This window comes from Streptomyces sp. NPDC049541, from assembly GCF_044465725.1.
In the GTDB taxonomy this organism is placed as follows: Bacteria; Actinomycetota; Actinomycetes; order Streptomycetales; family Streptomycetaceae; genus Streptomyces.
Map to the genome: position 1 here is coordinate 543733 of NZ_JBITLY010000003.1, position 18393 is coordinate 562125.

The following is an 18393-nucleotide window of genomic DNA, read 5'->3' on the forward strand; positions in this document are numbered from 1 at the left end:
ACCGCGCCCCCGGCCGCGGCCTACGGTTTCCACGTGACCGAGACGCCCCACACGCAGCCGATGCCCCCGGAGCCCAGCGGACACCTGGAGCCGCCGGGCACCCCGTTCGAGCCGTACAAGCCGCGCAGCCCGGAGGCCCGGGCGGCGGCGGACGCCCTGCGCGGGCTGCGGCAGGACCTGTTCCACGACGCCTTCGCCTACCGCCCGCTGCCCCGCGCGAGCGGCGACGGCCCGCTCGCCCGGCGGCTGGGGCGGATGCGGGAGTACGCGACCTGGGCGCCGCACGCGCTGATCGCGGCGGCGGGCCTCTTCGCGATGCTGATCGCCTCGAACAGCAGCGTCGTCGGCGCGGCCGCCAACCTGTTTCTGGGGCTGCTTGCGCTGGCTCCGGTCCTGCTGACCATGGTCCGGCCGGTCGGCGCGTTCTGGCTGTCGATGATCGCGACCCCCGTCGCCGCCGCGGTCGGCGGTGACTGGAGCAGCCCATGGCCGTGGCTGCCCGGCAGCTTTGCCTGCCATCTGCTGGTGCTCACGATCGTGGCCGTCCGCACGAGGCCGCGCACGGCGGCGTGGATGTGGGTCCTGACGGGGGTGTACGGCGCGGGGGCGGAGCTCCTCCCCGGCCGCTACAGCCACTACAGCCCCTACGGCTCGGACACCATGCAGCTGCTGTTCGTCTCCGCCCTGTGCCTCCTCGCCGTCTCCCTCAGGCACATCCGCCGAGAGGCCCGCCAGGAGGTGACCGCCCAGCAGACGGTGACCGCGCACGAGCGCTCCCGCCGTACGCTCCTGGAGGAGCGCACGACGATCGCCCGTGAGCTGCACGACGTGGTCGCGCATCACATGTCGGTGGTCGCCATCCAGGCGGAGGCGGCGCCCTACCGGGTCGAGAACCCACCGCCGGAACTGGAGAAGGCGTTCGCCACGATCCGGGAGAACGCGGTGGCGGCGCTCACCGAGCTGCGCCGTGTGCTGGGCGTGGTCCGCGCCGAGGACTACGAGGCCCCGGACGCCCCGCAGCCCACCCTCGCCGACCTGGACGCACTGCTCGCCAATGTGCGGGAGACCACGGGTCTGAGCGTCGACAAGACGCAGACCGGAGCGGTACGGGAACTCCCGCAGGGCGTCGAGCTGTCGGCGTACCGCATCGTGCAGGAGGCGCTGAGCAACACCCTGCGCCATGCACCGGGAGCCACTGCCAAGGTGGAGGTGTCCTACGTCCTCGGCGGCCTCGGCCTGCGCATAGTGAACGGCCCGCCGCCCGAGCCGTCCCTGGTCAAACCCTCACCGGGTGCCGGCCACGGCATCACCGGCATGCGGGAGCGCGTCACCATGCTGAACGGCGAGATGACGGCGGCCCGTACGGACGAGGGAGGGTACGAGGTGACGGTGTTCCTGCCGGTCGCCCATGCGAGCGAAGGTGAAGCATGACCATCCGTGTCCTGATCGCGGACGACCAGATGATGGTGCGCGAGGGCTTCTCGGTCCTGCTGAACGCGATGCCGGACATCGAGGTCGTGGGCGAGGCGGTCAACGGCCGCGAGGCGGTCGACCGCGTCCGCGAACTCGCCCCCGACGTGGTTCTGATGGACATCCGCATGCCGGAACTGAACGGCATCGAGGCGACCCGCGAGATCGTCGCCGCCAACAGCACGGCAAAGGTCCTGGTCCTGACGACCTTCGACCTCGACGAGTACGTCTACCAGGCCCTGCGCGCCGGCGCCTCCGGCTTCCTCCTGAAGGACGCCTCGGCCCGCCAACTCGCCGACGGTGTAAGGGTGGTGGCCTCCGGCGAGGCCCTGCTCGCCCCCTCGGTGACAAAACGCCTGATCACGGAGTTCTCCAAACTCTCCGATTCCCCCCGCCCGATGCACTCCGCGATGGCGGCCTACGGCGACCTCACCGAACGCGAGACAGAGGTCCTGGTCCTCATCGCCCAGGGCCTGTCGAACTCGGAGATAGCCGAGCGCCTGGTGGTAGCAGAGTCGACGATCAAGACCCACGTCAGCAGGATCCTGGTGAAGCTGGGCCTGCGGGACCGGACCCAGGCGGCGGTGTTCGCTTATGAGGCGCGGTTGGTGACGCCGGGATAGTGCGCGTTTCCGACATCGACGACCACTGTGCCGCCCCGGCCTCGGCCGCCCAGCGGAAGACGTCCCCGCATGTGGGGGACAGGGCCGGCGAGCGTTCGGCGAGGACAAGCAGAGTGTGGCGCAGCTCCGTGCTCACACGGGCGAGTCGGTGGATGTACGGCCCGCCTCTGTAGGTGTACAGGCGGAAGACCTTGACGGCCAGTTCATCGCGGTCGTCGCTGTAGGCGCCCGGAAGCCGGCGAGCAGTTCGAAGTCGCTCTTGCCGGTTGCCGCGTCGGCCAGGTCGCTTGGGGACAGCGACCCCCGCTGAACGTAGGCCGCCTGTAGGGTCGGGCAGATGCCCGAGCTGAAACGGCTGCAGGCCGGTCATGCACCGGCGGTTCTGGCTTTCGAGCTGGCGAACCGCGCCTACTTCGCCGCCTCGATCTCCGACCGCGGCGACGCCTACTTCGAGCGGTTCGCCGAGCGGTTCGACGCCTTGCTGGCCGAGCAGGAGGCCGGCATCTGCGCCTTCCATGTGCTCGTCGCGGAGGACGGTTCGGTGCTCGGCCGGTTCAATCTGGTCGACATCGAGGACGGTACGGCGGAACTCGGATACCGGGTTGCTCAGCATGTCGCCGGACATGGTGTGGCGACCTCGACCGTGCTGGAACTGTGCCGGCTGGCGGCGGACCGGCACGGGCTGCGCACGCTGCGGGCGGCCACCGCCCACCGGAACGTGGCGTCCCAGAAGGTGCTGACCAAGGCCGGTTTCGTCCCGGCCGGCCCGGCCGACCCGGCGCACATCGGCGGTGAGCCGGGCACCTGGTACCGGCGCGACCTCGTGCCGGGGGGCTGACATCCCTGGTCAGGCGGGCGGATGCCGGGTTAGCGTCCGTCCATGACCGCCTTCGACCCCTGGGACCCGGAGTTCCTGGCCGATCCGTATCCCGCCTACGCAGAGCTGCGCGCCAAGGGCCGCGTGCACCACTACGAGCCCACCAACCAGTGGCTCGTCCCGCACCACGCGGACGTCTCCGCGCTGCTGCGCGACCGGCGGCTCGGGCGGACGTACCAGCACCGGTTCACGCACGAGGACTTCGGGCGCACCGCCCCGCCCGCCGAACACGAGCCGTTCCACACCCTCAACGACCACGGGATGCTGGACCTGGAGCCCCCGGACCACACCCGGATCAGGCGGCTGGTGTCGAAGGCGTTCACGCCACGGACGGTCGAGCAGCTCAAGCCGTACGTCAGCAACCTCGCCGGGGAGCTGGTGGACCGGCTGGTCGAGAACGGCGGTGGAGACCTGCTCAGCGATGTCGCCGAGCCGCTGCCGGTGGCCGTCATCGCCGAGATGCTGGGCATTCCCGAGGCGGACAGGGCCCCTCTCCGGCCATGGTCGGCCGACATCTGCGGGATGTACGAGCTGAACCCCTCCGAGGAGACCGCGAGGAAGGCCGTACAGGCCTCCGTCGAGTTCTCCGACTACCTGCACGACCTGATCGCCGAGCGGCGCAAGCAGCCCGGCGACGACCTCATCTCCGGTCTCATCGCCGCCCACGACGAGGGCGACCGCCTCACCGAGCAGGAGATGATCTCCACCGCCGTCCTGCTCCTCAACGCGGGCCACGAGGCGACCGTCAACGCCACGGTGAACGGCTGGTACGCCCTCTTCCGGAACCCGGAGCAGCTCGCCGCCCTGCGCGCGGACCACTCCCTCGTCCCCATCGCCGTGGAAGAGCTCATGCGCTACGACACCCCGCTCCAGCTCTTCGAGCGGTGGGTGCTGGACGAGATCGAGATCGACGGGACCGTCATCCCGCGCGGCGCCGAGATCGCCATGCTCTTCGGTTCCGCCAACCACGACCCGGAGGTCTTCCAGAACCCCGACCTGCTCGACCTCACCCGGCGGGACAACCCGCACATCTCCTTCTCCGCCGGCATCCACTACTGCATCGGGGCGCCCCTCGCGAGGATCGAGCTGGCGGCCTCGATGACGGCTCTGCTGGAGAAGGCCCCCACGCTCAGCCTGGCGGCGGAGCCCGAGCGGAAGCCGAACTTCGTGATCCGGGGGCTGGAGGGGCTGAGTGTCGCGGTGAGGTGATCACCGTTTGACTGATCGCCGACCGATTCCGAGCGATGCTCGTGAACGACTCGTCAAGCTGGTGCCTGCCTGCGAAGGGAGGCACCATGACGGTTATGGCAGAACGCGCGTCGTCTCAGTTGTCGGTCGACGTGTTCGAGCGTCGCCGCGTTCGCCGAGCGGGAGGACGAGACCGTCAGGTTCGAATTCATCGACGGACGGATCGGACTCAGGACCGCCACCCCGCCGATCACCCACACCACGGCCACCTGCACCAGGCACGCTCCCAGGAGAAGAAGGCGAGCGTCTCGGCCATGCGGCGTCCGGCCGGGGTGATGGAGCGGTGGCGGGTGCACCGCCGAGAGATGTTCGGGGACGGGTAGTCACCGCTCCTTGGTCTCCTCCAACACCGTCCGCCCGAGCAGCGCGTACCGCTCCGGCGACCGCCGCTTGAGGTACTGCGCATAGCCGATGCCCGTCGCCGCGACCAGGGCCACCAGCCACGGCGTCGCCTTCAGCAGCAGCGAGCCGGACTCCGAGCCGGCCGCGACGCTCATGTTGGACACCAGGAGCAGCACCACTGCGAGCATCGCGATGCCGCCGACGAGCGGGGCGGTGAACGTCTTGAACCAGTGCCGGCTCTCGGGGTGGTTCTTGCGGAAGTAGACGAGGACCGCGAAGGAGCAGACCGCCTGCACGATCAGGATCGCCATCGTGCCGAGGATGGCGAGCAGGACGTAGAGGGCGTTCGCCGGGTCCTTGCTCGTGGCCCAGAACGCGAGGATCAGTACGGCGCTCACCACCGTCTGCACCAGGCCCGCGATGTGCGGGGAGCCGTGCCGGGGGTGGGTGCGACCGATGGTGTTCTTCAGCGACGGCAGGACGCCCTCACGGCCGAGCGCGTACATGTAGCGGGCGGCGCAGTTGTGGAAGGCCATGCCGCAGGCGAGCGAGCCGGTGATCATCAGCCACTGCATGAGGTCGACCGCCCAGTGGCCGACGTAGTGCTCGGTGGGGTTGAAGAACAGGGCGAGGGGGTTCGCCGAGGAGGCGACCTTGACGGCCTCGGTCTCGCCGTTGCCGATGATGGCCATCCAGGAGACGAAGACGTAGAAGACGCCGACGCCCAGGACGCTGATCATCGTGGCCTTGGGGATGATCCGCTTCGGGTCGCGGGACTCCTCGCCGTACATCGCCGTCGACTCGAAGCCGACCCAGGACCAGAAGGCGAAGAACAGGCCGAGGCCGGCGCTGGTGCCCTTGAAGGCGTTGACGGGGTTGACCGGGCCGAAGGTGAAGCCGTGCGGGCCGCCGCCGTGCAGGGCGACCGAGATCGCCATCGCCGCGAGGACCGTCACCTCGGTGCCGAGCAGGACCACCAGGAGCTTCTCGGCGACCGAGACGCCGAACCAGGTGCCCGTCGCGTTGACGGCGAGCATCAGCAGCGCGAAGGCCCACCACGGGACGTCAAGTCCCGTCTGGTCCTTGAGGGTTCCGGTGGCGAAGGTCGAGAAGATGCCGATCAGTGCGGGCTCGAACACGGCGTACGCGAAGGTCGCGAGGAGGCCCGACGCGAGCCCCGCGGTGCGTCCGAGGCCGTAGGAGATGAAGCCGTAGAAGGCGCCCGTCGACGTGATGTGCTTCGCCATCGAGGTGAAGCCGATGGAAAAGATTGCCAGGACGACCATTGCGACGAGATAGCTCGCGGGTGCCCCGATGCCATTGCCGGACGACACCATGAAGGGCACGTTGCCCGTCATCGCGGTGATCGGGGCGGCGGTGGCGACGGCCATGAAGACCACCCCCAGCAGGCCCACGGCGTTGGGCTTGAGCCGGTGGACCGTGCCGTCGCCGTCCGTCTTCGTCGCCGGGGCGACGCCCTCATCCACTGCCATCGGGTGGCCCCTCTCCTGGTGGTCCGTTGCTGTCCTGGACCGGAACTCTGTAGCCCGAATGAGTCGGTCAAGGGTGTCGGGGCGTTAAATGTTTGTCAACCAGACCTTTAGAACTCCGATGCAATCTGATGCAATCTGTCGGCAACACGCGGCTCGTACGGTCGCCGCCATGAGCTCGTACTCCTCCACCCTCGGCGCCCACCGGTACCGCTTCGACTCCCTCGCGCGCCTGCTCGCCGCCGCGAGCCCCGAGCGCTCCGGCGACCGTCTCGCCGGGCTCGCCGCCGGCAGCGCCCAGGAGCGGGTCGCCGCGCGCTGGGCCCTCGCGGAGGTGCCCCTGGCGACCTTCCTGACCGAGCCGGTGATCCCGTACGAGAGCGACGACGTGACCCGGCTGATCCTCGACACGCATGACGCGGCCGCCTTCGCGCCGGTGGCCGGGCTGACGGTCGGAGAGCTGCGGGAGTGGCTGCTGGCGGCGGACGGCCAGGCCCTGACGGCACTGGCCCCCGGTTTGACGCCGGAGATGGTCGCGGCGGTGTCCAAGCTGATGGGGAACGCGGACCTGGTGGCCGTGGCCCGGAAGGTACGGGTGGTCACCGCCTTCCGCTCGACGATCGGGCTGCCGGGGCGGCTCGCGACGCGCCTGCAGCCGAACCACCCGACCGACGACCCGGCGGGAGTGGCGGCGGCGCTGCTCGACGGACTGCTGCTGGGGTCCGGCGACGCGGTGATCGGCATCAACCCGGCGACGGACAGCCCGAAGGCGGTACGGGACCTGCTGGAGCTGCTGGACGGAGTGATCAGCCGCTACTCGATCCCCACCCAGTCCTGCGTCCTGTGCCATGTCACGACGAGCGTGGACCTGATGGAGCGGGGCGCCCCGGTGGACCTGGTCTTCCAGTCCATCGCGGGCACGCAGGCGGCGAACGCGTCCTTCGGTGTGACGCTGGGCCTGCTCGACGAGGCGTACGAGGCGGCGCTCGCCCTGGACCGCGGCACGGTCGGACGCAACGTCATGTACTTCGAGACCGGCCAGGGCAGCGCCCTCTCCGCGGACGCACACCACGGGGTGGACCAGCAGACGGTGGAGGCGCGGGCCTACGCGGTGGCCCGCCGCTACGACCCGCTGCTGGTGAACACGGTGGTGGGCTTCATCGGCCCGGAGTACCTCTACGACGGCCGGCAGATCCTCCGGGCGGCCCTGGAGGACCACTTCTGCGGCAAGCTGCTGGGCCTGCCGATGGGCCTGGACATCTGCTACACGAACCACGCGGACGCCGATGACGACGACGTGGCGACCATGCTGACGATGCTCGGCGTCGCGGGCGCGTCCTTCGTGATCTGCACGCCGGGCGGCGACGACATCATGCTCAACTACCAGTCGGCCTCGTACCACGACGCGTTGTACCTCCGCGAGGTCCTCGGGCTGCGCCCGGCACCGGAGTTCGAGGCCTGGCTGGAGTCGAGCGGGCTGCTGGACGAGCGGGGCGGGATCCGCGAGGTGGCGTCCCATCCGCTGACCGCGATCGGAAGGGAACTGGCGGCATGACGGAGACTCAGATAGCTGTACCGGTAGGTGACCTGTGGGCCACCATGCGCCGGCACACCCAGGCCCGTATCGGCCTCGGCCGCGCGGGCTCGGCGCTGCCGACCCGCCACCGCCTCGAACTCCAGACCGCGCACGCGGCGGCGCGGGACGCGGTGCACTCGCCGTTCGAGCCGGAGGCGGTCGCGGCGGGGCTGGGCGGGATGCCGACGGTACGGGTGCGCAGTGCGGCGCGTGACCGGCTGACGTATCTGCAACGGCCTGATCTGGGACGGCGGTTGGATGCGACGGACCGCGCGCATCTGCCGACCGGCGACTGGGACGTGGTCTTCGTGGTGGCGGACGGGCTGTCCAGCCGGGCGGTGCACGAGCATGCGGCGGCGGTGGTGCGGGAGACCGTGGCGCGGCTGGCGGGGTGGAGCGTGGCACCGGTGGTGCTGGCCGAACAGGCGCGGGTCGCTCTCGGTGACGACATCGCGTCCGCGATGGGCGCGACGATGGTGGTCGTCCTGGTCGGGGAGCGGCCCGGCATGTCGGCGGCGGACTCCCTGGGGGCGTATCTGACGTACCGGCCGGTGCCGGGCGTGACGACGGACGCCGACCGCAACTGCCTGAGCAACATCCGGCCGCCGCTGGGGCTGGCGTACGAGGGGGCGGCGGGGAAGTTGGCGGGGCTGATGGGGAGGGGGCGGGAGCTGGGGGGCACCGGGGTGGCGCTGAAGGACGAATCCGATCACGTCCGTGTGAGTGACCAGCTACTCTGAGTTGTGGCTGGTCCGCATCAAGGGGAGGGCGCATCATGACACTCGTGGCGGAGCAACCGACGATAAGCGGCACTGAGCCCGGAGGCAGCTTCGAGGAACTCCTGGACCTCCTCGAAGAGCTGCGTGTGCCCGACGGCTACAAGGCCGAGATCGTCAGGGGGAGCATCGTCGTGTCGCCGTGGTCGAAGGGCTACTACAACCGTGTGATGAAGCTGGTGTGCAACCAGCTTGAACCGCATCTGCCCAAGGGGCACGTGATCGACCGTGCGCCCACGTTGTTCGTCTTCCCAGGGGACGAATGTGCGTACGGGCCGGACATTCACGCGGTGCACGAGCAAGTCCTCGAGACGGAGAGCAACCACCTGGATGGCGAAGGCCTGTGTTTCGTCGCTGAGCTGACATCTCGCTCCACGAGGAAAGACGACCTGACCGACAAGGTCGACGTCTACGCCAAGGCGGGCATCCCTGTGTATCTGATCCTCGACATGCAGGAGGAGCGGGCCGTCGTGTACGGGTCCCCCTCGGCAAAGGGCTATGAGGATCGCTCCATCAAGCCGTTCGGCGAGAAGATCTACATCCCGGCCCCGTTTGACTGCATGCTCGACATGACCGGGTTCCACCGGCCCAGGAACAACGGCTAGACCTGACCCGCTCAGCCCGCCATAGCTCCCCGAAGCTGCGCTACCAGCCCCCGCACCCCCTCCGCCCGCCCCTCGACCTCGCTCCGCTCCGGCCACCGCACCTCGGTCCCGGCCTTCTCCGCGAGCGTCACCAGCGTGGCGATGAAGCCTTCCGCGAGCGTGTCGATCACGGCGCTGCCCGTGCGGTCCCACCACACCAGGACGGCGTTCACGAAGCCCTTGAACGCGGGCGGGTCGATCCGGCACTCGTCGTTCAGCATCGGCCCGAGACCGGAGGGAACCTCCAGCAGGTCCTCGTAGACCCGGACGTACGCCAGAAACAGCTGGGACGACAACGTCCCCGGGTTCCAGACCGTTTCCCCGTCCACCTCGTAGTACTGGCTCATCGTGGCCCCCGTTTCGCTCGACGGCCGGGCAGCGTATCCGGGGCCGTCGCCGGAACGCCCCCGGTTTTCCGGTTCACCCGGGCAGCACCAGCCCCAGCGCCCCCTCCCGCACCGTCCACGTCCGCCGCCGTACGGGCCCCCACACGCCCGCGTCCGCCCGGTAGCGGAAGTCCGCCCCCGACACGCTCACGGTGCGCCCCTGGGCCCGTACCGGCGAGGCCTCCGCGCCCACCGACAGGGGCCTCACCTCGACCTCGGCCACCCCCGAGTCACCCGGCGTCACCGACACCGCCTCCACCGGCTGGTCCAGGTCCAGCACGGTGACGCCGTCGACCTCCACCCGCAGCCGGGCGGCCCGGGGTGCCGGGACCGTGGTCTCGCGGGCGGGGACCAGCGTGCGTACGAAGGACTGGGCGGTGCGCAGCCAGGGGCGGCCCGCCTCCACCGACGGGGCGTGCCCGGTCACCGGGGGGATGTGCAGGGCGCCCAGGACCACCCCGTCGCTGTCGTCCACCAGCAGGTCCAGCCGCCGCTCGGCCCCGTCCAGGACCGCCCGCGCCGCAGCCACCGCCCCCGTGGGCACCCCCAGGGAGCGGGCCACCGACAGCAGGCTGCCCACCGGCACCACCGACAGCGCACATCCGGCCAGCTCCCGCCGCCGGTGCAAAACGGACACCGCCCGGAGCAGTGCACGGTCGTCGCCCACCACCACCGGCCGCCGCGACCCCCGGCGGGCCAGTGCCCGGGCGAACTCCTCCGGATCCGCCGGCAGACACACCTTGGTGTGCGCACCCGCGCTGAGCACGTCTTTTGCGATGCGTACCGACTCCCCGTCCGTCCGCCGGGCGACCGGATCGATGACCACCAACAGCTGATCGGAAGTCGCGGAAGTCACCACCTCGGTCCTGCCTCGCTTCCTCGGGTAGCATCTTTGTGCAAGAGCCCCTTGCGCTATTGCGCCAGGGGCTTCGTCTATTCCGGGGCATCCGGTCCGACGGTTTGCGGCCAACGACGGCCGCGGTGCACGCGGCGGTGAACCTTACGCGTACGCCCCTGACCTTGGACATGCCCCGCCCGGAAGGGGTGTACGCGCGTGCCCGCACTTGTGCTGCTCGGTGCTCAGTGGGGTGACGAAGGCAAGGGAAAGGCGACGGACCTGCTAGGCGGATCCGTCGACTACGTGGTGCGCTACCAGGGCGGCAACAACGCCGGCCACACGGTAGTCGTGGGCGACCAGAAGTACGCCCTTCACCTGCTCCCTTCCGGGATTCTCTCCCCCGGCTGCACGCCGGTCATCGGCAACGGTGTCGTCGTCGACCCGTCGGTCCTGTTCTCCGAGCTGAACGGGCTGAACGAGCGCGGCGTCGACACGTCCAAGCTCCTGATCAGCGGTAACGCTCACATCATCACGCCGTACAACGTGACGGTGGACAAGGTGACCGAGCGCTTCCTCGGAAAGCGCAAGATCGGGACCACCGGGCGCGGCATCGGCCCGACCTACGCGGACAAGATCAACCGCGTCGGCATCCGGGTGCAGGATCTCTACGACGAGTCCATCCTCACCCAGAAGGTGGAGGCGGCCCTCGACGTCAAGAACCAGATCCTCACCAAGCTCTACAACCGCCGCGCGATCGCCATCGACCAGGTGGTCGAGGAACTGCTGGGCTACGCCGACAAGCTCGCCCCGTACGTGGCCGACACGGTCCTCGTCCTCAACCAGGCGCTGGAGCAGGACAAGGTGGTCCTCTTCGAGGGCGGCCAGGGCACGCTCCTCGACATCGACCACGGCACGTATCCGTTCGTGACGTCGTCCAACCCCACCGCGGGCGGTGCCTGCACCGGCGCCGGTGTCGGCCCGACCAAGATCAGCCGGGTCATCGGCATCCTCAAGGCCTACACGACCCGTGTCGGCTCCGGTCCCTTCCCGACCGAGCTCTTCGACGAGGACGGCGAGGCGCTGCGCCGTATCGGCGGCGAGCGGGGCGTGACCACCGGCCGTGACCGCCGCTGCGGCTGGTTCGACGCCGTCATCGCCCGCTACGCGACCCGGGTGAACGGCCTGACCGACTTCTTCCTCACCAAGCTGGACGTCCTGACCGGCTGGGAGGAGATCCCGGTCTGCGTGGCCTACGAGATCGACGGCAGGCGCGTCGAGGAACTCCCGTACTCGCAGTCCGACTTCCACCACGCGAAGCCGGTCTACGAGACCCTGCCCGGCTGGTCCGAGGACATCACCAAGGCGAAGTCCTTCTCCGACCTGCCGAAGAACGCCCAGAACTACGTCAAGGCGCTCGAGGAGATGTCGGGCGCACCGATCTCCGCGATCGGCGTGGGTCCGGGCCGGGACGAGACGATCGAGATCAACTCGTTCCTGTAAATCCCGTATGTCCGCTAGCTGTTGGGCCGGTCATGGACTTCCTTGACCGGTCCATGGCTTGTTCCTGGTTCCGGATGTAACTAGAGGGGCGCAACTATCTACGCGGGTAGTCCCGCCGCGCCCTCCTCCAGTTCCCCTCCATGACCAGGAGCCCCGTATGTCCGTCAGCCCGCTGAACCGCCGGGAGTTCGTGAAGAAGTCGGCCGTCACCGGGGCGGCCGTCGCCGTGGCCGGGACCGTCGCGGCAGGCCCCGCACAGGCCGCCGACCGTACGCCCGAGAAGGCCCCCACAGCCACCAAGACCTGGTCGTTCTCCATCCTGGGCACCACCGACCTGCACAGCCACGTGTTCGACTGGGACTACTACAAGGACGCCGCCTACAGCGACAAGGCCGGGAACTCCGTCGGTGTCGCCCGCGTCGCCACCCTCATCAAGCAGCAGCGCGAGGCAAAGGGCGAGGAGCACGTCCTGCTCGTCGACGCCGGTGACATCATCCAGGGGACCTCGCTCGCGTACTACTTCGCGCGGGTCGACCCGATCACCGGCAAGGACGGCAAGAAGGGGCCCAAGCACCCCATGGCCGTCGCCATGAACCACATGCGCTACGACGCCGCCGCCCTCGGCAACCACGAGTTCAACTACGGCATCGAGACGCTGCGCAAGTTCGAGAAGCAGTGTCACTTCCCGCTGCTCGGCGCGAACGCCCTCGACGCGAAGACCCTGCGGCCGGCCTTCCACCCGTACACCGTCAAGCGCATCTGCGTCCCCGGCGCCCCCGACATCAAGGTCGGCATCCTCGGCCTGACCAACCCCGGTATCGCGCTGTGGGACAAGGACAACGTCAGCGGGAAGATGGTCTTCCCGGGCCTCGTCGAGCAGGCGAAGAAGTACGTGCCCCGGCTGCGCGCGCTGGGGTGTGACGTCGTCTTCCTGACCGACCACTCCGGGCTCGACGGGTCGACCTCCTACGGCGACGCGCTGCCCTACGTCGAGAACGCCTCCAACCTCGTCGCCGAGCAGGTCCCCGGCATCGACGCGATCCTGGTCGGCCACACGCACGTCGAGGTGTCCTCGTACACCGTCAAGAACGAGGAGACCGGCGAGGAGGTCCTGCTCTCCGAGCCGTACTGCTGGGGCTACCGTCTCACCGTCTTCGACTTCGAACTCGAACTGCACCACGGGCAGTGGAAGGTGACGAAGAAGACGGCCCAGACCCTCAACCCGAAGGACGTCGAGGAGGACCCGGAGATCACCAAGCTCCTCAAGGCCGACCACGACCTCGTCGTCAAGTACGTCAACACGGCCGTGGGCACCTGCACCCAGGATCTGTCGGCGGCGGAGTCCTGCTGGAAGGACGTCCCCATCATGGACTTCATCCACGAGGTCCAGATGCAGTCGGTGAAGGCGGGCCTGTCGGCGAGCGATGCCGCGCTGCCCCTGATCTCGGTCGCAGCGCCGTTCAGCCGCACCGCCGACATCCCCGCCGGGAGCGTGACCATCAAGGACATCGCGGGGCTCTACATCTACGACAACACGCTCTACGGCAAGAAGCTCACGGGCGCCCAGCTGAAGGACTACCTGGAGTACGCGGCGAAGTACTACCACCAGGTCCCGGCGGGCACGAAGGTCGACACCGCGACGCTGACCAACGCCAACAACTTCTGGGACTACATGTACGACACGGCCGCCGGCGTCTCGTACGACATCGACATCGCGCAGGCCGAGGGTTCGCGGATCAAGAACCTGACGTACAACGGCAAGGCGGTCGCCGACGACCAGGTCTTCGTCGTCGCGGTCAACAACTACCGCGCGAACGGCGGCTCCGGCTACCCGCACATCGCCACCGCCGAGATCGCCTACAGCTCGACCAACGAGATACGCCAGCTGATGATCGACTACGTGACGTCCAAGGGCGCACTGAACCCGGCGGACTTCGCGGTCACCAACTGGAGGCTGACGCAGGACGGGACGGCGGTGTTCTCCTAGGTCTTCCCGCACCCCGGCCGAGGGGGCGCCCGTTCGCCGGGCGCCCCCTCGCGTGCCTCATCCCGAGAACGCCTCCGCATGCGCCTGAGCCCACTGCGCGAACGTCCGTGCCGGTCGGCCGAGCAGCTTCTCCAGCGTCGGCAGGACCTCCGCACCCCGGTCGCTCTGCCGTGTGCGCTGCATGATGGCGTCGACGACCTCCGGGGGGAAGCCGTACCGCGTCATGCTCGTACGCGCCGCGTCGTCAGGGACCGGTTGCAGACGCAGGTCGCGGCCCAACGTCCTGCCCAAGACGGCCAGTTCGTCCGCGGGAGTGAGGGACTCGGGGCCGCTCAACTCGTATATGGCGGCCGCGTGTTCGTCGGACCCTGCCGACGTCAGGGCCAGGGCCGCCACCTCCGCCAGGTCCGCCGGGTCGATGCTCGCCGCCGGGCGGTCCGCGAAGGGGACGGCCACCTCGTCGCCCGTGCGGAGCCGGCCCGCCCACTGCAGGGCGTTCGACATGAAGCGGCCGGGACGGAGCAGGGTCCACGCCCAGTGCCGGGACGGGTCCGTCACCGCGGCCTCCGCCTCGGCGTGCCAGCGGGCGATCACGTCGGAGCCCGCGCCCGCTCCCGCGTCCAGGACGGACAGCTTCACCACGCGTCGGATGCCCGCCTGTGCCGCCGCCTCGGCGAGGGCGAGGTCGTGGGTCGGCCCGGGGGCCGTGCCGACGCCCTGCGCCGACATCAGGAACGCCCCGCTCGCGCCTGCGAACGCCGCATCCAGGCTCGCCGGGTCGTCCGCGTCGCCGTACACCGCTTCGACGCCGGCCGGGAAGCGTGCCGCGGCCGGGCGGCGGGTCATCGCCCGTACCGGGTGGCCGGCGGCCGCCAGCCGTCGCACCAGCTCGCCGCCCACATGGCCCGTCGCCCCGGTCACCAGGATCATCGCCGTCTCCTCTCGTCGTGCCCCCAGCCTGCGCGCAGCGGTCGCGCGCCGCGTCGCGCGCGGGGATGCAGCCGGTCTGCTCCCCGGGGAGTACGGGAGAGCACCCACAGTGCACAACAGGGCATAGGGTGCAAGTCGGGCATACGGTGGAGCTGTGCACGTGTGCGTCGACCAGAAGAAGGTGAGAGCTATGCGTGTACTGCTCAGGGCGCACTTCGACACGGAGAAGTCGAACGAGGCCATCCGCAACGGCACCCTCGCGAAAATGATCCAGTCGTCGGTGGAGCAGATCAAGCCGGAAGCCGCCTACTTCACCGCCGACGAGGGCGAACGCACCGCCTTCCTGGTCTTCGACCTCCAGGACGTCTCCCAGATTCCCGTCATCAGCGAGCCGTTCTTCCTCAACCTGGGGGCCAGGATCGACTACACCCCGTTGATGAACCTCGAAGACGTCGAGAAGGGCATCTCCCAGGTGCACTAGGTCCTAGCTGAAGACGATCATCGACCCCTGCGCCAGACTCCGCGTCGCCGCCGCGTGCAGGCCCAGCCACACATGGCGTTCGCGGGCGAAGGGGCTGGGGTCGTACGGCGCGGGGACGGCGGGCTCCTCCAGCTCCGTGGGCGCGCGCGGTGGTTCCGGTGCCGCCGGAGGATTGGCCGGATCTATGCCGATCGACGGGGCGACGTACTCGAGTTCACGCAGCAGCGCCTGGGCGGAGCCCAGCGGGCCGCCGCCGGCGAGGAGTTCGTCGTTCGACAGGGGCTGGGGGAAGTCCACGGGGACATAGGCGCCCGCGTGGTCGTAGTGCCAGACGAGGTGCGACTGCTGGGCCGTCGCCTCGAACATCTCCAGCAACTGCTCGTAGTCGCCGCCCAGTTCGTCGACCGGGGTCACCGGCAGCCCGCACACCTGGAGCAGGTAGACCCGGCGCAGGAAGTGCAGCGCGTCGTAGTCGAAGCCGGCCACCGGGGCGACCTCGCCGGACAGGCCCGGCATGTACTGGTACACCGGCACCGGAGGCAGTCCGGCGGCGGCGAGCACGTTGTTGTACTGCGCGAGTTCCTCGGCGAACGGATTGTCGGGGGTGTGGCACAACACGTCGACGAGCGGTACCAGCCACAGGTCACAGGCCAAAGAAGGCTCCTCACACGGCAAGTCGGTCAAGGCAGGGTAATCGGTACGGCTGCACCCGCGCCCTGAAGGGGCGCGGGGAACTGCGCGACCAGCCACGACGGAGCCGCAGACAACCGACGGCCCATCGCGGCACACCTAGCGGAGCGCCTGGTGCAGGTCCCATACCCACACCCCGGCCACCCACGTCCCGTCCCGGCCCACAAGTTCCGCAACCGCCCTGCGCAGGGCCTCCTCGTGCGGTCCGGGGGCCACCACCAGGGCTCCTGCCCTCCAGTACGCGAAGTCGCTCCGGGCCTGCGCCCGCCAGGTCGCGTCCAGCTCGGGGACCACGCCCGTGTCGCGGATGTCACTCAGCAGGTCTGAGGTGTACCGGGGGGAGGCGCCGTAGATCCCGGTGCGGTCGGCGCCGTAGGGGCCGTTGAAGTAGCCGCCGGGGAGCCTGAAGCCGAGGCCGGCCTGCTGCTGCCAGTGCAGCGCCTCCGCGTCGCCGGCGTCGGGCAGCGGCACCGTGACGAGGGACTCGCCCCTGTGTACGTACGGCTGCCACGCCCCGGTGGTGAAGAAGGCGGGCGTCGCCGGGCGTTCGACCGTCTTCAGCGGGGCCGGGACCAGCGGGAGCAGGGCCAGGCAGACGCCGAGCAGGCCGAGGTACTGGCTGCCCGGGTTGCGGGTCGCCGTCAGCCGGTCCAGGGCGAGGGCGAGCAGCATGCCGAGCGCCGGGGCGCAGATCATCGCGACCCGGCCCTCGATGACCGACTCGAACAGCGGCAGCCTGGCGAGGAGCGCCCAGGGGCCCGGGTAGACCTTGTCCGTCATCGGGAGGCGGAACTCGGGGCCGAGCGAGAGCAGCGCCGCGCCGACCGCGGTGACCGCCAGCGCCTTGACCAGGGCCCGCTCCCACAGCCGTACGACGATCGCGAAGGCGAGCAGGACCAGCGGCCAGCCGTAGAAGGCGTTCTGCTCGGTGGGGTTGGAGGAGAGGGCGTTGGCGCGCTGCGCGTCGCCCGCGATCAGGGAGCGTTCGGCGAAGGACAGCAGGGCGAGGGGGCTGTTGCCCGAGTTGTCGCCGTGCGGCATGTGCGTGTAGCTCTGCGGTCCGGCGAACTGCCAGACCAGCGGGTACGCGACGAGGGGAAGACAGACCGCGGCCGCGATCCCGAGCCCCTTGAGGAGCGGCCGCCAGGCCTGCCTCACCACATCCCTGCGGGCCAGGCCGTAGGCGCCCGCGAACAGCATCAGGCCGATCGCCGCGAGCAGCAGCGGCTCCTCGCCGAGGAAGACCTGGTAGGCCGCCATCAGGCCCAGGACCACCCCGTCCCGCACCACCCGGGCGCCCGTGCACAGCCGTAGCGCCCGGTCGATGATCAGCGGGATCATGAACAGCACCACGAAGTTGGGGTGCGCGTTGGCATGGCTGACCATGGGCGGTGCGAAGGCGGCCAGCGAGGCGCCCACGAAGGCCGCGGACCGCCGCCGCACGACACGCTTCACGATCAGCCGGTACCAGGCGGCCGCGGTGGCGGCGAGGCCCAGCGTCATCACGACGCTCAGGGAGACCGCCGGGCCCGCGAGGAGCGTGAGCGGGGCGAAGGGGACGGTGAGGCCGAGCATGACCGTGTTGGCCATGAGGTTCACGCCGTCGGGGAAGCCCTGCAGATCGGAGAAGAAGGGGTTGTGGAGGTGGGCCAGGTTGTGGGCGGTGACGTCGAAGAACCACTCCCACTGGTTCTGGTCCTGGAGGGAGTCGGGGAGATAGCGGTGGTCCGGGTCGAACAGGCGGCCCGAGTACAGGGCCATCGACATGAGCAGGAAGAGCAGCGCGGCGAAGAGGTCGGTGGGGCGCAGGGAGCGGGCGCGCAGCCGGGCCAGCTCGGCGAGGACGCGGACGTAGTCGAGGTGGCGCAGCTTGGAGCCGGGCCGGTGGGACCAGTGGACGGGGACCTCGGCGACCTGCCAGTCGGCGCGGTGGAAGTGCCGCAGGACCTCGACGTCGATGCCCCAGCCGTTGATCCGGGAGGCGGCGAAGGCCTCGCGGGCCTTGTCGCCCTCGAAGAGCTTGAAGCCGCACTGGGTGTCCCGTATGCCCGGCACGGTGGTGCGGCGTATGAGTAAGTTCCCGGCGCGGCCCAGCAGTTCGCGCACCGGGTGCTGGTGGTCCCCGATCGTCGCGCCGGGCACGGAACGGGAGCCGATCGCCGCTGCGTTCCCCTCACTGAGCGCCTTGTCGAGCTGCTCCAGCTCCTCGATCGGGGCCGCGAGGTCGGCGTCCGTGACCAGCACGCGCCGCCCGCGGGAGGCGGCGACGCCCAGGCGCAGGGCGTGGCCCTTGCCGCGGTGGTGCGGGCTGGTGACCAGCCGCACGCGGGGCTCCTCGAGGCCGGTGACGAGGTCCGGCGTGCCGTCCGTCGACCCGTCGTCGGCGACGACGACCTCCCACTCGCCCCATCGGCCCTCGTTGTCGCGCAGATAGCGGGTGACGGTGTCGAGGGTGGGGCCGAGGCGCTGCTCCTCGTCGAAGGCGGGGATGACGACGGTGAGGTCCACGGCCCAGGCAGGCGTGCCCCTGGCCGG

General features: G+C 69.9%; 16 protein-coding genes. 10 read left to right on the forward strand and 6 right to left on the reverse strand.

Annotation, left to right across the window (positions count from 1 at the left end; genetic code table 11):
• The first annotated feature begins 33 nt into the window (after positions 1–33).
• The 4 genes from ACIBW9_RS14810 to ACIBW9_RS14825 all read left to right on the forward strand — a co-directional run bounded on the left by ACIBW9_RS14810 (position 34) and on the right by ACIBW9_RS14825 (position 4179).
• Complete coding sequence (locus tag ACIBW9_RS14810) at positions 34–1431, forward strand: histidine kinase (protein WP_398954850.1); 1398 nt, start codon at positions 34–36, stop codon at positions 1429–1431.
• Complete coding sequence (locus tag ACIBW9_RS14815) at positions 1428–2093, forward strand: response regulator (RefSeq protein ID WP_398954852.1); 666 nt, start codon at positions 1428–1430, stop codon at positions 2091–2093. The genes ACIBW9_RS14810 and ACIBW9_RS14815 overlap by 4 nt, the downstream gene beginning before the upstream one ends.
• A 337-nt stretch (positions 2094–2430) precedes the next feature.
• Entirely contained in the window at positions 2431–2931 is a 501-nt protein-coding gene (locus tag ACIBW9_RS14820) for a GNAT family N-acetyltransferase (RefSeq protein WP_398954854.1), read from the forward strand.
• Positions 2932–2973: 42 nt separating this feature from the next.
• Positions 2974–4179, forward strand: a complete 1206-nt coding sequence (locus ACIBW9_RS14825; RefSeq protein ID WP_398954856.1) for a cytochrome P450 — start codon at positions 2974–2976, stop codon at positions 4177–4179.
• Between the two features lie 362 nt (positions 4180–4541).
• On the opposite strand, the gene ACIBW9_RS14830 is transcribed toward ACIBW9_RS14825, so the two are convergent.
• Positions 4542–6053: an APC family permease gene (locus ACIBW9_RS14830; protein ID WP_398954858.1), complete on the reverse strand. Its 1512-nt coding sequence runs from the start codon at positions 6051–6053 to the stop codon at positions 4542–4544.
• Positions 6054–6222: 169 nt separating this feature from the next.
• Between ACIBW9_RS14830 and ACIBW9_RS14835 the strand changes: the two genes are divergently transcribed.
• The 3 genes from ACIBW9_RS14835 to ACIBW9_RS14845 are packed head-to-tail and all read left to right on the forward strand — an operon-like array spanning position 6223 to position 9007.
• Complete coding sequence (locus tag ACIBW9_RS14835; RefSeq protein WP_398954860.1) at positions 6223–7605, forward strand: ethanolamine ammonia-lyase subunit EutB; 1383 nt, start codon at positions 6223–6225, stop codon at positions 7603–7605.
• Positions 7602–8366 carry an ethanolamine ammonia-lyase subunit EutC gene (eutC, locus tag ACIBW9_RS14840; protein ID WP_398954862.1) on the forward strand — a complete coding sequence of 255 codons (765 nt, stop codon included), beginning with the start codon at positions 7602–7604 and terminating at the stop codon, positions 8364–8366. The genes ACIBW9_RS14835 and eutC overlap by 4 nt, the downstream gene beginning before the upstream one ends.
• Positions 8367–8401: 35 nt before the next feature.
• Positions 8402–9007 carry a Uma2 family endonuclease gene (locus tag ACIBW9_RS14845; protein WP_398954864.1) on the forward strand — a complete coding sequence of 202 codons (606 nt, stop codon included), beginning with the start codon at positions 8402–8404 and terminating at the stop codon, positions 9005–9007.
• An 11-nt stretch (positions 9008–9018) separates the two neighbouring features.
• Here ACIBW9_RS14845 and ACIBW9_RS14850 read toward each other — a convergent pair whose 3' ends face one another.
• The gene (locus ACIBW9_RS14850) at positions 9019–9393 is read right to left on the reverse strand and encodes a DUF6086 family protein (RefSeq protein ID WP_398954866.1); all 375 of its coding nucleotides are present in this window, start codon (positions 9391–9393) and stop codon (positions 9019–9021) included.
• Positions 9394–9466: 73 nt separating this feature from the next.
• A complete protein-coding gene (locus ACIBW9_RS14855) occupies positions 9467–10291 on the reverse strand; it encodes a diacylglycerol kinase family protein (RefSeq protein WP_398954868.1) in 825 nt (274 codons plus the stop codon).
• Between the two features lie 195 nt (positions 10292–10486).
• On the opposite strand from ACIBW9_RS14855, the gene ACIBW9_RS14860 reads away from it, so the two are divergent.
• Positions 10487–11770 (forward strand): adenylosuccinate synthase, encoded by a 1284-nt coding sequence (locus ACIBW9_RS14860; protein WP_115906819.1) that lies wholly within the window; start codon positions 10487–10489, stop codon positions 11768–11770.
• A 157-nt stretch (positions 11771–11927) separates the two neighbouring features.
• Positions 11928–13757, forward strand: a complete 1830-nt coding sequence (locus ACIBW9_RS14865) for a bifunctional metallophosphatase/5'-nucleotidase (RefSeq protein WP_398954870.1) — start codon at positions 11928–11930, stop codon at positions 13755–13757.
• 57 nt (positions 13758–13814) lie between these two features.
• On the opposite strand, the gene ACIBW9_RS14870 is transcribed toward ACIBW9_RS14865, so the two are convergent.
• A complete protein-coding gene (locus ACIBW9_RS14870) occupies positions 13815–14687 on the reverse strand; it encodes an NAD(P)H-binding protein (protein ID WP_398954872.1) in 873 nt (290 codons plus the stop codon).
• A gap of 190 nt (positions 14688–14877) precedes the next feature.
• Between ACIBW9_RS14870 and ACIBW9_RS14875 the strand changes: the two genes are divergently transcribed.
• Positions 14878–15168 carry a hypothetical protein gene (locus tag ACIBW9_RS14875; protein ID WP_398954874.1) on the forward strand — a complete coding sequence of 97 codons (291 nt, stop codon included), beginning with the start codon at positions 14878–14880 and terminating at the stop codon, positions 15166–15168.
• 3 nt (positions 15169–15171) lie between these two features.
• On the opposite strand, the gene ACIBW9_RS14880 is transcribed toward ACIBW9_RS14875, so the two are convergent.
• Together ACIBW9_RS14880 and ACIBW9_RS14885 are read right to left on the reverse strand one after the other, a co-directional pair.
• Positions 15172–15822, reverse strand: a complete 651-nt coding sequence (locus ACIBW9_RS14880) for a hypothetical protein (RefSeq protein WP_351472506.1) — start codon at positions 15820–15822, stop codon at positions 15172–15174.
• A gap of 135 nt (positions 15823–15957) precedes the next feature.
• Positions 15958–18366 (reverse strand): dolichyl-phosphate beta-glucosyltransferase, encoded by a 2409-nt coding sequence (locus ACIBW9_RS14885; protein WP_398954876.1) that lies wholly within the window; start codon positions 18364–18366, stop codon positions 15958–15960.
• Positions 18367–18393 lie beyond the last annotated feature (27 nt).